12 protein-coding genes are annotated in these 16,813 nt (G+C 36.5%); 5 read left to right on the top strand and 7 right to left on the bottom strand.

Going from position 1 to position 16,813, the window contains the following annotated elements:
* The first annotated feature begins 40 nt into the window (after positions 1 to 40).
* A complete protein-coding gene (locus AAGF08_RS02985) occupies positions 41 to 1,111 on the top strand; it encodes an endonuclease/exonuclease/phosphatase family protein (protein WP_343509464.1) in 1,071 nt (356 codons plus the stop codon).
* Between the two features lie 14 nt (positions 1,112 to 1,125).
* On the opposite strand, the gene AAGF08_RS02980 is transcribed toward AAGF08_RS02985, so the two are convergent.
* The 4 genes from AAGF08_RS02980 to AAGF08_RS02965 all read right to left on the bottom strand — a co-directional run bounded on the left by AAGF08_RS02980 (position 1,126) and on the right by AAGF08_RS02965 (position 4,358).
* A complete protein-coding gene (locus AAGF08_RS02980) occupies positions 1,126 to 2,109 on the bottom strand; it encodes an MlaD family protein (RefSeq protein WP_343509463.1) in 984 nt (327 codons plus the stop codon).
* Positions 2,106 to 2,858 carry an ATP-binding cassette domain-containing protein gene (locus AAGF08_RS02975; RefSeq protein ID WP_343509462.1) on the bottom strand — a complete coding sequence of 251 codons (753 nt, stop codon included), beginning with the start codon at positions 2,856 to 2,858 and terminating at the stop codon, positions 2,106 to 2,108. Before AAGF08_RS02975 ends, AAGF08_RS02980 begins: the two co-directional genes overlap by 4 nt.
* Positions 2,859 to 2,861: 3 nt before the next feature.
* Positions 2,862 to 3,656, bottom strand: a complete 795-nt coding sequence (locus AAGF08_RS02970; protein ID WP_343509461.1) for an ABC transporter permease — start codon at positions 3,654 to 3,656, stop codon at positions 2,862 to 2,864.
* Between the two features lie 336 nt (positions 3,657 to 3,992).
* Positions 3,993 to 4,358: a response regulator gene (locus tag AAGF08_RS02965; RefSeq protein WP_343509459.1), complete on the bottom strand. Its 366-nt coding sequence runs from the start codon at positions 4,356 to 4,358 to the stop codon at positions 3,993 to 3,995.
* 1,304 nt (positions 4,359 to 5,662) lie between these two features.
* On the opposite strand from AAGF08_RS02965, the gene AAGF08_RS02960 reads away from it, so the two are divergent.
* On the top strand, positions 5,663 to 6,115 hold the full coding sequence (locus tag AAGF08_RS02960) for a YciI family protein (protein WP_343509458.1): 453 nt from the start codon (positions 5,663 to 5,665) through the stop codon (positions 6,113 to 6,115).
* A 37-nt stretch (positions 6,116 to 6,152) separates the two neighbouring features.
* Here AAGF08_RS02960 and AAGF08_RS02955 read toward each other — a convergent pair whose 3' ends face one another.
* Positions 6,153 to 9,017 carry a PD-(D/E)XK nuclease family protein gene (locus AAGF08_RS02955; protein ID WP_343509457.1) on the bottom strand — a complete coding sequence of 955 codons (2,865 nt, stop codon included), beginning with the start codon at positions 9,015 to 9,017 and terminating at the stop codon, positions 6,153 to 6,155.
* On the bottom strand, positions 9,010 to 12,213 hold the full coding sequence (locus AAGF08_RS02950) for a UvrD-helicase domain-containing protein (RefSeq protein ID WP_343509456.1): 3,204 nt from the start codon (positions 12,211 to 12,213) through the stop codon (positions 9,010 to 9,012). Before AAGF08_RS02950 ends, AAGF08_RS02955 begins: the two co-directional genes overlap by 8 nt.
* Before the next feature lie 170 nt (positions 12,214 to 12,383).
* Between AAGF08_RS02950 and AAGF08_RS02945 the strand changes: the two genes are divergently transcribed.
* The 3 genes from AAGF08_RS02945 (at position 12,384) to AAGF08_RS02935 (ending at position 15,944) form a co-directional block, all read left to right on the top strand.
* Positions 12,384 to 14,549 (top strand): alpha-glucuronidase family glycosyl hydrolase, encoded by a 2,166-nt coding sequence (locus AAGF08_RS02945; protein ID WP_343509455.1) that lies wholly within the window; start codon positions 12,384 to 12,386, stop codon positions 14,547 to 14,549.
* Positions 14,550 to 14,629: 80 nt separating this feature from the next.
* The gene (locus AAGF08_RS02940; protein ID WP_343509454.1) at positions 14,630 to 15,121 is read left to right on the top strand and encodes a VOC family protein; all 492 of its coding nucleotides are present in this window, start codon (positions 14,630 to 14,632) and stop codon (positions 15,119 to 15,121) included.
* 37 nt (positions 15,122 to 15,158) lie between these two features.
* Entirely contained in the window at positions 15,159 to 15,944 is a 786-nt protein-coding gene (locus AAGF08_RS02935; RefSeq protein WP_343509453.1) for a hypothetical protein, read from the top strand.
* On the opposite strand, the gene AAGF08_RS02930 is transcribed toward AAGF08_RS02935, so the two are convergent.
* Entirely contained in the window at positions 15,929 to 16,765 is an 837-nt protein-coding gene (locus tag AAGF08_RS02930) for a lysophospholipase (protein ID WP_343509451.1), read from the bottom strand. The two genes, AAGF08_RS02935 and AAGF08_RS02930, sit on opposite strands and share 16 nt — an antisense overlap.
* Positions 16,766 to 16,813: the final 48 nt, after the last annotated feature.

Raw genomic sequence — 16,813 nt, 5'->3', positions numbered from 1 at the left:
TAGATTCTTGGATATATTACTCTTTTAAATTTCAAAGTGTATGCCTATTTATAGTCTACGAATTTTTAGTGCCTTTTTAATAATTGCTACGTTGATTCCCTTTATCAAGTGGGATTATTGGTGGATAAGAATCTTTGATTACCCCCAACTTCAAAAGTTAGTATTAATACTCCTATGTGGAATCATATGGATAAAGATAGACTTTGATCAAAACCCAATTGAAAAATGGATTTGGTTGGTGGTATTATCTCCTGCAGCCTTGCACTTGTTTTTCAAAGTAAAGACATTCACTTCGATTGGAAAAAAAATGATTGACTCAGTTCCATTCGAAAAAAATAATGGAATTCATGTTTTAGTTGGAAATGTACTTCAGTCAAATAAATCCTATTACAAGGTAGTATCGCTAATCAATCGGATCAGCCCAGATCTAGTTTTCCTAGTAGAAACAGATAAAAACTGGGTTGAAGGGATATGTTCAATTGAAGAAAATTATCCTAATAGGATTTTAATTCCAAAGGATAATACCTATGGAATGGCACTTTATTGTAAACTTGAGATTATCAATTCCAAAATAGAATATTTGATCGATGACGATGTTCCTTCAATTGAACTGGAGGTAAAACTCAGAAATGGAAAGGTAATAACTATATACGCTATTCATCCCACCCCTCCAGTACCAACAGAGAATCTGAAAAGTTCAGAAAGAGATGCCGAAATATTAATAGTAGGAAAAAAAGCTAAAAACAATCCAAAACCGTCTATGGTCATCGGGGATCTAAATGATGTCGCTTGGAGTTATACCACCAAATTATTTCTTAAAATATCAGGTATGGCAGATCCTCGGAGAGGAAGAGGGTTTTTTAGTACTTTTCACGCTAAAATCCCATTGATGAGATGGCCTCTAGATCATATATTTTTGAGTAAGCACTTTGGTTTGGGTGAACTAAAAGTCATGTCTGGTATAGGATCAGATCATTTTCCCATTTGTATAAAAGCCTCATTGAAATCCGAAAAAACTGTTGAAAAGTTAAGTGCTAGTGGTGATGACAAAAAAGAAGCTGAAGAGAAAATGGTAAAAGGGAAAATAAAGAAAAATAAAAAAGGCCCATAAGGACCTTTTATTTTTCAATTATTCTTTGCGGCTTCTTCTTCCGCCTTAGCTTTTCGCTTAAATCCCTTCTTAAATGGCCATGTATACTCCAAAGCCTCCAATCCACGATTTAAATTGTAGGTCGCGGAATCTGTGTTAATCATCGTCTGCTTGAGATTTTTTGCAAATTCTTCATCGTTTAACAAGACTCCAAATGAGTTATCTGGCGAATTAAACTTCTCTGTGAGTGAAGTCAATTCTTCAGACATCTTTTCAGAGTTTTCTGCTGCTGCTTTCAAACTTCCTATTGTCGCTCTCATTTCTGAAGCCATTGTTGTATCAGACACCAATTCATTGAATAAGTTTCCTTCTTGATTCAATTTGGAAGTGAAAGTGTTAAGTTCAGCGATCATTTTATTGCTATTTGCAGAAGCACGACTCAAATCACTGATGATCGCTTTGAAATTTTGTGCTAAGGTCGAATCAGTCATAACAGCTCCAACAATACCTTCTCCAGAAGCTAATTTACTCGTAAGTACTTTCAAATCGTTCGTAATTTCTACAAGATTTTCATTGTTGACCTGAAGCGTTTCCATCATCTGATCAGTATCTAATGGCATCACAGATTCTAATCTATCTCCATTTTCTACAGGAGGTGCCATCGTTGTACCACCGTAAATGAGGATGATTTTGTTACCTATCAAACCATCAGAACTAATGGTCGCTTTTGAATCTTTTCGAATAAATTCAACTACTTCTTCTTCAACATTCATTTCAATCTCAACTTGAGAGTCTCCATAAAAATTGATTTTCCTGACCGTTCCGATTTTTACTCCGGAAAACCAAACATTATTCCCTGACTGCAATCCACCTATATCATCAAATACAGCTTTTAAATGGATTGATTTTACAAATTTCTTTTGCTGGCCACCTAAGGTCAAAATACCGGCTACCAAAATGGCAATCCCGATAAATACAAAAATGCCTACTAAGACGTTGCGTTTATTTTCACCTTTCATGAATCAATAAAATTATAATCGTAAAATGATTTGACTCGCCCATCTTTTGCATGAGCAAAAACTTCATCAAAGCTTCCCATGGCTTTAAATTGTCCATCCAATAATACAGCCTGACGATCTCCCGTTACTTTTGCACAAGTTAGATCATGGGTAATGACAATAGACGAAGTATTATACTGTTCCCTGACTTGAAGGATTAAATTATTGATATCCATACAAGTGATTGGATCCAGACCTGCTGTAGGTTCATCGTAAAGCATGATTTCCGGATTTAAGATCAAGGTTCTTGCAACCCCAATTCTTTTTTTCTGACCACCGGATAACTCTGATGGCATCTGATCGATCGATTGAGGAAGCCCAACACTATCTAATAATTCTTCAATTTTTCTGGATATTTCTCCTCTTGTAAGATTCTTGATATTTCTCACAAGGGGAAATTCCATGTTTTCCCTCACTGTCATACTATCGTATAGGGCAGAATTTTGGAAGGAAAAACCTATTTTGAGCCTCAGCTCGTTCAATTCTCTCGTTTTTAAAGTTGATACTTCCTGACCGAGCACTCGCATAGACCCTTCATCCTGCTTTAGCAATCCTACCATAATCTTGATCAAGACGGATTTTCCAGAGCCAGATTTGCCTAGAACAACAAGGTTTTCACCTTTATGTAAATCCAGATCTACTCCTTTTAGAACGTCTAAATCTCCAAAGGACTTTTTTAAACCTTGTATTTCAACTACTTTTTCTTCCATGGTTTACATCATTCGGATTGCGTTCACAATTTGAAGAACAAGCAGCTCTTCGATAAATATCAAAAACATGGCCATTACAACTGCAGAATTCGCAGCTCGTCCCACTCCTTCTGTTCCTTTGGAAGAATTATAACCTTTATAACATCCTACTATTCCAATAGTAAAACCAAACAGCAGTGATTTCAAAACAGAAGAACTGATATCCAAGAAGCTTATAGATTCAAAAACCTGAACAAAAAACGTGGTTAAACTGACCATTTCATTTGCGTTCACGCTCAGGAATGATCCCATTAAAGCCACAAAATCTGTATACATCACCAAAATAGGTATCATAAAAGTTGTTGCCAATACTCTGGTTACAACTAGGAATTTAAATGGATTAGTGGCTGATACCTCCATTGCATCGATTTGCTCAGTCACTTTCATTGAACCTATTTCGGCACCTATACTAGACCCCATTTTACCTGCTGCAATCAGTGCAGTTACCAAGGGCCCCATAGCACGCACAACGGCAATTGAAATTAAAGACGGCAACCATGAAGTTGCACCAAATTCCGAGAGTGATGGTCTTGACTGATTTGTAAACACTATTCCTACAATAAAACCAGTAAGAGAAATCAGGGGCAACGATTCAACTCCAATACGATAACATTGGTGCACAACTTCCTTCAGCTCATAAGGAGGTAGAAATACTTCCTTAAAGAACCGGCTCACAAAACTCCAGGCACTTGCTAAACCTGTAAAAAATTTATCTATTTTTTTAGAAAGCAAAGGCTTTCTGTCTGCTTCTTCAGCCATAGGTTAATTTAAACGCTTGAAAATAAGTAAAAATCTCCAAAGGCTTTTTACTAATAATGCCAAAATGGATATTAATACTTTTGAAAGGTAAAATCATTCAATTCAACTATTCAACAAACCTAATGCGAATTTTTAAAAAGGTCTAAAATAAAATAGTTAGAAATTATTAATTACGGTTTGATTTTTTGAGGATCAATATCAATCTCAAAAAGAAAAAACATTAACTCAAAAGAATAATTCAAATTCTTTGCCAAAAAATTAATAGGGATTTTTAAGACTTTGATCTTAATATTTTGACATCAAGATCCACCTAAATAAACTATAGTTTTAGCATTTTTAAAAATTCAAAAATTGAAAAATCTCAATTAAATTTTCATTTGAAATTGGTTTCTCAATAAGCCGAATCGCTTGAGGGAAAGCTTTCATTTTTTCAATTTCCTCATGTCCAATATTTCCTGTTAAAATAACAACTGGAGAATTAGAAATTTCACCTATTTTCACTATCAAATCCCATCCGGAAATTTCAGGAAAATTCAAATCCATAAAGATCAAATCAGATGGATTTTCAACTAACCATTCTAATGCACTTTCTGGGTTTTCAAAAGAAAAAATTTCAGTAGAAGGGTCGACAAATTGAATTCTTTTCTTGATCAAGAAATGTTGAATCTTATCATCATCAATTGATATAATTCGCTTACTCATAGATTGCGACATAAACCATAATTAAGAAAAAGATACTTATAAACTTCTTTTCAAAGATCAATAAATCTAGAGCAATTCCAATTTTATTAAAACAACATTCTAATTATTAAAACTTAGAAATTTAGAATTTTGAAAAAGGGAGTTAAAAAAGAGGTTTTGAATTAAAAATACTCGAATTTCTTTTTTTAGTCTAGCCTAATTTTTTTAGTTGTATCAAATTTTGCCAAGACTAAACTGTACTTAAAAAATTATTAATCAGTTATTTAGTTTAATTCAAATAAAGTTTTAATTAGGGGTAAAAATTACAAATTATAATAGAATTGTAAGCAGATATCATTCCAACTTCAAATTCCCTTTTGATGCTCAAGTTCGAAAAAATAATATAAAATCTTAATGTAAAGAGCCTGATTTTAAAAATTTCTATCTCGATTTATATCCAGAATTCAGATATCTCAAATGTCAATTGCAGATATTAAAATCAATTGTATTTGCTCCCTACCCTATCCAAAATATAAGTTCAATCAACATGATTAAAGCAATAACATATTTGGGTGTAAATAAGAGAATGTATAGATTTCAAATATTGGTCTTAGGTTTTTTTTCCAAAAAATTTACTTTCTCAACTTGGTTCAACTACGATGAAATTTAATCATTCTTGAGGTGATCGATCTTTCGAAAAATAGGATACAAAATAGAGTCTGGAATAGAGAGTTTAAATCAAACATTTTTTGATTCTGTAAAAGACCAGTTTAGCTCAAAATACTTTAAATTTTTATTGATTTTTCTTGCTATATATCGCCTTGTTTTCATGGATTAAATTGGTAATCAAATCAGAATACAACTGATAAAATATAACCCAGAAAAATAAAAGTTTGATCACCGTTTTTAGGTGAACTTCTGGTAATATGGGTTATTCCCGAAAGGAGTAAAGTTATCCCAATCCTGAGGTTTCATTTGCCACTGCTTTTGCACTTTATTTGGAGTTGCTGTTTATCTCCAATGCCCTAGACATGTCTATAATAATTTACTACATCTTATCTTTTAAAATTATGTGCTATTCGAAAAGCTATCTTTTTAGAAGCTTATCCGATCTTTAGGTTTTCAAGGAAACTATTCAAAAAGTAAACCCAATCTCTTCCTATAAACTGATTTCTTAATAGCAAATCCCTCCTCCCCTTTGAATGCTTGATGGAATTTGCATATCCGCATTTAAAATCCGAAACTTATATAAAGACTCAATCCTTAAAATTGAGAATCAAATCAAAAAGGTAAGCTCTATCTTGATTTATTAACCTCATATTTCTATGAAAAATCTTCTTGTTCTCTTTTCGCTGATTTTTATCACCACACAATTCTCATTCGCGCAATCAGAATATGATCCAAAGTTGGCCGAAGAAGTCGGAGCCGATCAGTATGGAATGAAAAAATATGTAATTGCATTCCTATATCGGGGTGATAAAGTTGCAGATTACTCAGAAGCAGAAAGATCAAAGCTCCAAGAAAGCCATCTTGCCAATATCAATCGAATGGCTCAAGAAGGGAAATTGGTAATGGCTGGCCCATTTTTTGGAAATGATGAACTGAGAGGTCTTTATTTCTTTGCGGTAGAAAGTATTGAGGAAGCAAAAGCCTTAACTGAATCCGACCCTTCTATTCAAGCTGGAGTTTTAAAAATGGACCTGAAAGAATGGTATGGATCTGCAGCTTTAATGATGATGAATGAAATGCATTCCAAGGTGGCAAAGGAAATCATTTAATGGAAAAAGCTATTTCCTCAAGTCTTTCCTCGTTTTTTTAACGACCACAAATCTCCTTATAAGTACAATATTCACATTTCTTCAGATCCTCAGTTTGGTCAAAAGGAACATCTGGATTATATATATCTTCCAAAAGTGATTTCAAACCAGCTCTATACTGTTCCTCGAATTTTCTATAATCCTCAACTTCAACTCCTGATTTATATGGCAATTTCAATTGCAAGTACGGGTTGAATTCATCTCCAAACATTTCTCTCAAATTGAAAATAGCAGGTTTGAGGGGAAGTGTATTTTCAGGATTAGTTGCCTGATATATTAATCCATAAAACATCGTTTGCATGGCAGCTTTATTCCGAGACTTGTGTTCCCGATCAAAAAGAGACGCTACATCGGGAAAAGTCTTATTATCCTGCCCAGATTTGTAATCAATCAACCTCACCGAACCATTATGCTCATCTACCCTATCGATAATACCCCTAAGTGAAACCATTTGCTCTCCTTTTAGGGTGTTGATCTTGAAACCTGCCATATACTTTTTCTCTTTCTCCAAAGAAATCAATTTAAATGGAGCATCAGCTTCATCGATTTTCAAAATCTGATGCAGATATTTCTGAAGCACATCTCTAGCTATCGCCATTTGCCCATTCAGCTTTGTATCCGCCTCCCCTTCCAAATGGTAAAACTTACGAATGGCTTTTTCTATTGCCGGAAACACCCAATTCTTCCTTATATCCTCAAAATCAAACTTCTCCAGCACATTTCTTTTCTTTCGGTTTGCCCAATCCTGGTATAGAATTTCCATGCTCAGGTGAGCCAGATTTCCAAATACAGCTGCATCGATCTCTTCACTCACTTCCTGTTTTTCCTGAATGTTTGCGAGATATTGTAGGTAAAATTTCAACTTACAGTCCAGAAAGACGCTGAGTGCAGAAGGTGAAAAAGAAGTTTGCGATTTACCATTCTCATTGATCAGATACCTATCAAGCAAACTCAAAACTTCAGAGTTCTTGTGTATGGTTATTGCTTCTGGAGATTTCTGATCAATTGGAATAAAAACCACTTCCTCTCCAATTTCTCTTCCGAGTTCAACAGCCATTTGCTGTAAATATCTACTCTTTTCTCCAGCTTTACCTTGGTCAGAAGCTGTGGTGTAAATCATATGGACTTCTTCAGCACTATGTAATAGTCTATAGAAAGTATAGGCATAGATCGAATCATTTTGCTCCTGAACTGGCAAACCAAATGCTTTTCGGATATTAAACGGGATCATTGAATTCAAACCCGTAGAAGGCGGAAAACTATCCTCATTCATATTGCAAATAATCACACGCTTGAAGTCTAGATTTCGGGATTCCAGCACACCCATGATCTGCAACCCTTGAAGCGGTTCTCCTTCAAAAGGCAATTTAACTTCCCGAAAAATTTGACGAAAAAGGCGAATAAAAAACTCTCGATTGATGGAAAGGATTTCCTGATCTGCAAAAACATCCCGCAATCGCGTTAATTGCTTGAAACATTGGTAAAGGTAGGAACGCTGCAAAGGTTCATCTTCCAATCGTTCCGCTAAAGCTTCTATTAAATTAGCTAGGTAAGGAAACAGAGAGTCATTTTCCAACTTTTGGAAGATCAACTGGTATAATTCTCCACCTAAATGAAGCTTTTCTGCAGAAACCTGTATCTGATTCAAAAGCTGCATTTCTTCTAGGAGCTTTTCAGTAAACTCAGGGTTTTCACTTTTTAGGTAAATCGAGCTAAGTAAATTTTTAACGGCAACATGGTAAAATAAAAGCTTTCCATCTTCCACTTTGATAAATCGCTGCATTTCCAGAACGGCTTCTAAAAAGGAATAAACAGGAGCATTTTTCACAGGATACCCCATGGTTACATTCACTTTATCTACCTGATCCGGAAGCGTATGAAGTACAGGGAAAAGCATTTGCTCATCTGGCAAAATCACCACAGTCTCCTCCCAAGATTCATCAGCCGGGATTTTTTCTAAAATCGATCCCACCAAATTGGCCTGATTTACTTTTAGGGGTGTGGCATAAGTTTTAATTGCTGCCTTTCTATCCTCTATCTGAGTTGGAATATGTTTAGGAAATGTTGGACCAAAGACTTTGTCTTTTTGATACTCGCGAAAAAACAAGCCAGCCTCCTGAACTTTATCATCCAAATAATAAGAATCTATATCCCAGTAGATTTTTGCTTTGAATTCTGTGATATAATGTTTGATCAGTGCCTCTTCTGTTCCTGTAAAAGCATTAAAGCCAATGAAATGATGAACTTTTTCCGGTCGGGAAATAGATTTTAATGATTCCGCAACTTTTCGATACAGCATACCTGAATAAGCCAAGCCAGATACTGCCAAAGATGACTGAAAACTAGAATAAAGTGGGCTTAACAATTGCCAGAACTTTAAAAACTTTTCCTGATGATCTCTATCCTGACGCTGAAAAGAGGACCAAAATTGCTTAATCAAATCAACTTGACTTTCATTCAAAAAACTTAAATCTGACTCAAACGCTTTGATTTCAGACAAATGGTGATAAAGCTTTTCAGGATTTGCCATGAACTGATCCACATCATTAAAATCCTTCAGGATCATTTCTCCCCAAAAATAAAATCGATCGAAGGTCTCCGCTTCTGGATTTAGATCTTGATAGACCCTATATAATTCAAAAATCAAGGTTAGATCATCAGCAGGTCTATTTCCAGCCAAATCATAGAAAATCTCCTCAATAGTTTTTACTTCTGGCATCCAGGTAGGTTCACTGATCAGAGTTCCCAAATGCTTTGTAAAAAACAATCCTGCTCTCCTATTTGGCAAAACCACAGTAAGCTTTTGAAGATCAACTCCACTTTCGAGAATTTCTTTTGCCGTATTTCTTAAAAAACTATGCATAAACTTCTTCTATAAGCCCCGTTTCTAAATAACATAGATAACCTTTAACTGGCTTTTGGGCTAATTTGGAAACCAATCCCATATATTCTCTAACTTGATCTGCATAGCGGCTATGGGCCTCACCAGTCTTAAAATCCACAATCATTGCTTCCTTATCTTTCATTATAATTCGATCAGGCCTTTTCTGCTTTCCACCAGGAAGAAGGATACCCTGCTCAGCCAAAAGAATACCTGACTTCCCAAACCAAGAAGCAAAGAGCGAGTCCTTAAAAAGCTTTTCGAGTTGACTTTCCACAAGTTGCTTTTCTACTTCGTTTAATCTTCCTTCAAAATAAAATGCCTGTAAATTCTGCATCGCAGCATCTTTATTTACAGATAGCTCCAGGATCTCATGCACGATCAATCCAAAATTCTGCTTCTTCCGCTGCTCTATTCCCTCCTCAGAAAAATCGACAGCATACTTCTTCAGCCTCAGAAGTTCAGACCAGTTTTTATAAGCCCAGCGAAGTTCAGGAGATTTTTTGGGATAAATAGCTTTCACCTGACTATCAGGCCAATCTCCAATTTCAAATATTTTTGACTCTAGGTCAAAAAAAGATGTTAGGCTTAAGCTCTCATCTGAATTAGGTTGAGATTGGACTAGCTGTTGCAATTGAACATCAATGTAATTTTGTGAGCCGATATTTTCCTTAAAAGGCACATATCCATAAAAAACATCCTCAGCTCGTGTCAGTGCTACATAAAGCATATTCAAACTATCCAAATATGCCATTGTAGCTTCCTCCGCATAAGTTTCTCTAAAATCAGAATCAGCCAAATTTCCATTCAAGGTCAAAGGGATAATAGCTGAAAGACCCTTTTCATGGTCTTCAAATGGAGACCAAACCACATTGTCTTTGGTCGTATCAAAGATGGTCCATTTGAGAAATGGAATCACCACCACTTTAAATTGCAAACCTTTAGATTTGTGAATTGTCAGAATTCGCATTGCATTATGCCCTTCCGGAATTTTGACGGTGCGCTTGTTTTGATTGATTTCCCACCAATCTAGGAAACTACTCAGGTCTGCACGGTTATTGGATGTAAAGTCATAAACGGCTTCCTTGAATCCAGAGATATAAGCTTTCTCAAGCTCCAATTCCATTAGACCAAGAATCTGAATCAACTCCTCCAAAGCCTCCATCAGCGGTAACTGAAGCAATAAAACCTCCTTTTCTTTGAAAGCCATTACTTGCTTTTCCAAAAAGGATGGCATTTTATCCAATGCAAAAAGATCATGATCAATGGGCTTATTCATCAGAACAGCCAGATAATACCACATGGTTTTATACTGAACTTTATCTGCTGGATTGTGCAGGTAATTGAAGCCAGAAATCAAGGCTTTCACCGAGGCTGCTTTGTTCAAAAACATGGATTCGTCCGAAAGCACATCGAAACTATAGCTAGTGTCTGAATTTTCAGCTGCATAACTCATCAAACAATCTGCAATCGCCTCACCTTCTGATTTTCTTCTGACTAGAAAAGCAATATCCTCTGGCGCATATCCATGATCTTGCAACTCCATAACCAGTGAAGGTAGTTTGGACAAGGCTAACTCCTCGAAATTTCCTTCTTCATCTTTAGGATCTATGAATTCAAGTTTAACTTTTCCTTTGAAGTCGGACGTTTCCTTTTTTGGAGAGATTTTCTGAAAGGAGTCTGAATATGCCTTTGATAAAATCTGAGGATTCTCAACTCCATAACTGGAACTTAAAACATGCTCCATGGCCTTTGGCAAAGCCTTAAAAACAGCATTGTTGAAATTGATGATATTTGGGAGGCTACGGAAATTTGTATCGAGGTTTTCAAGTTGAATGATTTCCTTCCCAATATCATCTTCGACCTGTGAAAGCAATAATTTCATCTCACCTCCACGCCAACGGTAGATAGACTGCTTCACATCACCAACCAACAAATTTGTCTGTCCACTTCCAAGGGAATTTTCCAACAAAGGCCTAAAACTATCCCATTGGAACCCTGAAGTATCCTGAAATTCGTCAATCAAATAGTTTTTATACTGATTCCCCACTTTTTCATAGATGAAAGGAGTATCATTTCCTTTGGTAATTTCTTTTAGAAATTCGTTTGCATCCGAAATCAAAAGAATATTTTCCTCGTCTTTGATGAGTGTAAGTTCATCCAACAGATTTCTGAAAACCCCATAGACATAGCTGTTTTTTGCTATTGCCTGAAGCGTATTCCATTTTGAAGTCAAGGCTACAATCTGATGTAAAATTTGATTCAACCCTTGATCATAGGATGCTAGAATCGCATCAATCTTTTTACTTGACTTGGTATGCCAGCTTTCAGGATTATCTATTTTAGCTAAAGTCGCGTCCGTCAAATCCGGTAATGGATTGATTCGATCTCCTAGTTTTTCCAGTATTTTTATAAAACCCCTATTAAAATCCTTCCACTCCAAGCCATTTGATATTCGTATCAATTCAGCTTGTTTTCCAAGTTCTTTTGAAAGAGTGACAATCTCATTCTTCCGCTCTCTAGCAAAAGACTGAAGTAAGGTTATATTTTCTTTGTCCTTCAAAAACTCCTTGACTTCAGGAGCATATTTCTTAAAATCCTCTTGAAAAATCTGTTTGCCAAGGCCTCGAATGTTTCTGCGTATGTCCCAGGACTTTCCATTTTGGATCTGCTCATATGCATAATCTACAAGCCATTTATGCAAGAATTTATCTTCCATGACCAACATAACCACTCGATCCACCACCCGCTCCAACACTGCATCCTGATCCATTTCCACATCAAACTTGGCATTCAGGTCTATTTCCCTTGCAAAAGCCCGAACAACTTTCTGAAAAAAACTATCAATCGTACTCACCGAAAACCTACTATAGTCATGAAGAATTGCGGTCAGCGTTTGTTGGGCCAAAACCATTAAACCAGACTCATCCACATTCAATGAATTCATTAGTTCCAAATCCATTTTTTCACCTGGATTCACCTGAATTCGAAGTCTTTTTAATTCTTCCAAAATCCTTTCCTTCATTTCTTGGGTGGCTTTATTTGTAAAAGTCACTGCAAGAATATGCCTAAAGACGTAAGGGTTTTGCAAAGCAAGTTTGAGGTACTCCAGGGTCAGCGTGTAAGTCTTCCCCGATCCCGCTGAAGATTTATAAATAATAAATGGTTTTTTATCCATAATAAAAATGAAAGATTCTAATATAAGGAAGGGAGTTAGTTTAAACCTACATTAAAATCGATCTTGACAAAGATTGTCACAATAATGGAATGAACTCTTTTAACCTTTCAAAAGATTTGATGTTGTTTTTAGAGGATATTTTTTGAATTTTTAAATCTAAACCCAAAGCAATGCTAAAAGCTACCCTCCTTTCAATATTTATTAGTATCAGCCTATTCTTCAGTGTTTCTGCAAATGATGGATATAACCTCTGGCTGGATTACAGGCCTATTCAAAATCCTGAATTAAAATCACAATTCAAAACCTTGATGGATGGGATATATTTTTTTGGAGAAAACCCTACCTATCAGGCAATAAAAAATGAATTGGATTTAGCCTCAGATAAGATGCTAAATCAAGCACCAGTCTATACCAACGAAAGACTTAGCAATTCTAAGATTTGGATGGGGACACGAGATCAACTTTCACAAGTATTATCACTTACACAGCAAGGCGAAATCAGTAATCTTGGTCAGGATGGTTATTGGAGAGGACCATTGGATTTTGAAGGAAAAACCTATTATGCGATTATAGGAAATAAACCAGTAGGCGTATTATATGGAGTATATAATTTGCTAAATTCTATCCAAACCAAAACTTTTAATAAATCAATAAAAATAACTGATAGTCCGAAAGTTAAAGTCCGTATGTTAAATCATTGGGACAACTTAGATCGGACTGTTGAAAGAGGGTATGCCGGTTTCTCAATATGGGATTGGCATAAGCTTCCCGGCTACGTGGATCCTCGATATATTGACTATGCCAGAGCTAATGCTTCACTAGGAATCAATGCTGTTTCCCTCACGAATGTCAATGCAAATGCGTTGATTCTGACTACGGATTTCATGAAGAAAGCAAAGGTCTTGGCAGATTTATTTAGACCCTATGGAATCAAAGTTTTCTTAACAGCTCGATTCTCTGCTCCGATCCAAATTGGAGGCTTGAAAACAGCTGATCCTTTAGATCCAGATGTAATTAAATTCTGGAAAGAAAAGACCGATGAAATGTATTCTTATATTCCTGATTTTGGTGGCTTCCTTGTTAAAGCGAATTCGGAGGGACAGCCAGGGCCACATGAGTACGGAAGAAACCATGCTGAAGGAGCCAATATGCTCGCTGATGCACTTGCTCCACATGGCGGCCTTCTAATTTGGAGAGCCTTTGTGTATTCCCATGAGGTAGATGAAGATCGTCATAAGCAAGCCAATCTGGAATTCGAACCCTTGGATAGTAAGTTCAAGGAAAATGTCATTATCCAGGTGAAAAACGGAGCGATTGACTTTCAGCCCCGCGAGCCATTTCATCCATTATTCGGAGCAGTCAATAACACCCAACTGGGAATGGAATTCCAGATCACCCAAGAATATTTGGGACAGGCCACCCAGCTGGTATTTCTTGCTCCTATGTGGGAAGAAGTTTTAAAAAGTAAAACATACCAGCCTAATCAAAACGCTACCGTTGCCTCAGTTATTGAAACTCCAATCAATAAAAATCATAAAACCTTAATCGCGGGAGTCTCTAATATCGGTACTGACAGAAACTGGACAGGGCATTTGTTTGGCCAAGCCAATTGGTATGCATTCGGGAAACTGGCATGGAATCCGGAATTGGATTCTAAAACAATAGCGGAGGAATGGATTAAATTAACTTTTGGAGACAACCCTGATGTTCTTACAAAAGTGGAAAAAATTATGCTAGAATCACACGAAGCTGCAGTAGACTATATGACTCCATTGGGCTTGCATCATATTATGGGTAGAAGCCATCATTACGGCCCGGGGCCTTGGGTTACAGGCGGAAGAGCAGATTGGACTTCCCTTTATTACCACCGAGCGGATAGCTTGGGAATAGGATTCGATAGAACCTCCACTGGAAGTAATGCTCTTGCTCAATATGCACCAGAAATAACTCATAATTGGTCTGATCCGAATGAGATTCCTGAAAAATTCTTGCTATGGTTTCATCATTTGCCTTGGGATTTTAAACTGAAAAATGGAATGACTCTCTGGGAAGGAATAGCAAATCATTACGACTCAGGGGTTAAAAAAGCAAGGGAAATGGAAAAGACTTGGGCAAGCCTAGAAGGAGAGATTGATCCAGAACGGTTTCATCATGTAGAACAACTTTTGGCGATTCAGGTTGAAGAGGCCGAATGGTGGAGAAATAGCTGTTTGCTTTATTTTCAATCAATCTCTCATTTACCATTTCCAAACAATATTGAGCAACCTGTAGGTGATTTAGAATACTATAAAAGTCTTTCATTCCCAAATGCACCAGGAATTAGACCTTCTTGGTAACAGGAATTTTTACCGAAAATTTTATTTGACAAAGGCGTTCATTTACTTTTTATATTAGATGACCTCTTGAACATTAAACCATGGAATTACCTCCTTATACAATACCAGCAGCATCTAGAATAGGACATATTCATCTTAAAGTTTCCGATATCCAGAAATCACTGGATTTTTACCAAGGTCTTTTGGGATTTGAATTGGTCACTATGTATGGCAAAGATGCGGCCTTCATCTCAGCAGGGGGCTATCATCATCACATAGGTTTAAACACTTGGCAAAGCAAAGGAGGCAAACCGGCTCCAAAAAATTCAGCTGGTCTTTTTCATACCGCTATTCTGTTACCGAGGAGAAGGGATTTGGCTGTTTTGCTAAAGCGACTGATCGATGCTAATTACCCTCTCACAGGGGCGGCAGATCATGGAGTTTCAGAAGCTCTATATTTGGATGATCCAGATGAAAATGGAGTTGAATTGTATTGGGATCGACCAAAAGCTGATTGGCCTAAGAACTCCGATGGTTCAATTCATATGTATACCAGACAATTGAATATCAATAGCTTACTTGGAGAAATTTGATTTAAAAGCCTTAAATTCAGCAAGGAATTGCTGAGAAATGGACAGAATAAATTTATTTGAATTTGAAGATCAAAAGTGGTTCCCCTCTTTTCTTAGGGATTTTGGAACCGATTTTCTTCAATTTCTAACCAACAAGACTGGTATGTTTATTCCTCTCGTTCCTTTAATAGAAAAAGGTTTGGAATCTTCTCCCACAGATACGATTGTTGATCTTGCCTCAGGAGGTGGTGGTGGAATCCTATCCATCAATGCCGAGCTGATTAAAAAGAAACCAAATCTAAAAATCATTCTGACAGACTATTTCCCAAATCGAAAAGCATTTGAATATAGTTCAAAACAAGCAGATAATATTTCCTACTCTCTAGAATCAATTGATGCCAAATCTATACCTTCTAATTTTGAAGGCTTGAGAACACTGTTTCTTTCTTTACATCATTTCAAACCTGTAGATGCTATCCAAATACTTGAAAACGCGGTAAATGAGCATCAGCCAATTTTTGCTGCTGAAGGACAAGAAAGAAGTATTCCCAGTTTTTTAGCTATGTTTTTTTCTCCTTTAACTGTCCTCATTACCACTCCTTTTATAAAGCCATTTTCCTTCTTAAGAATACTTTTTACCTACCTTATCCCGATTGTTCCTTTGTTTGTCTGGTGGGATGGAATGGTCTCTTGTTTAAGAACTTATTCAATAACTGAAATGGAGGAATTGATTAGGAGAGTAAAAAACCAGGGGAGATTCAATTGGGAGGTAGGACGAATAAAATCAGGCCCTGCCAATCTGTTGTATCTTCTTGGGACACCCAAATCTCAAATTCGTTCCTGAACCCAATCAACAACTAGATCGAAGACCTTTTCCCGGTCCAAATCATTGATCAACTCGTGATAACCTCCTGGAAAAACCTGGAGGGTTTTATCAGTTGATTTAGATTTTTTGAATAATATTTCTGATCCTTTGGGATTGGTCAACCCATCATCCGAACCATGAATCAATAATAGAGGAGATTTAAAATCAGTCGCATTTTCTTGAATATACCTCATTACTTGCAATAGCTCATAACCTGTCCTTGCTGGAATAGCCTCGGTATAAATCAAGGGGTCATTTAAATACTTCTCAACTTCTTCAGGGATTCTAGAAACCTTGTTTGCGTCTAGTTTAAGAGCTTTCATTCGAGGAAACAACTTACTGATTAGGCTTGATATTGCTATCAAAAGTTTGGAAGTCCCTTCAGTTTCCTTAATTGCAGGACTGCTTAATATGACTCCATGTGTCTTCGGTTGGTATTTTAAAACATAGGCAGCAACCAAGCCTCCACCCATACTGTGTCCGTAAATAAATGTTGAGACTCCAGGCACATACTTTTGAACCTTACCATAAAGTGCATCAATATCTTTCAGGTAATCCTCATAGGAATTAAAATATGCAGAAGGTTTTGGTAAGTCTGATTTTCCATGTCCCCTTCCATCAAAAGTAAAAACTGCCATCCCGATCGCATGAAGTCTATCTACCAAGTGCAAATATCGACTACTATGCTCTCCCAACCCATGAACTAGTAATATTGCAGCCTTTGGCTTTTCAGGCATCCAAGCCTGAAGATATAACTTCAACCCATCATGGGTTGTATAGGAAGTTTCTAAATGATTCATAAAATAATCTGTTATGAATTGTAATGGAAAGATTAATTCTAATAAGCG

It is taken from the genome of Algoriphagus sp. SE2 (genome assembly GCF_039563885.1).
GTDB lineage: Bacteria > Bacteroidota > Bacteroidia > Cytophagales > Cyclobacteriaceae > Algoriphagus.
This window is presented reverse-complemented; position numbering and strand designations above follow the sequence as displayed.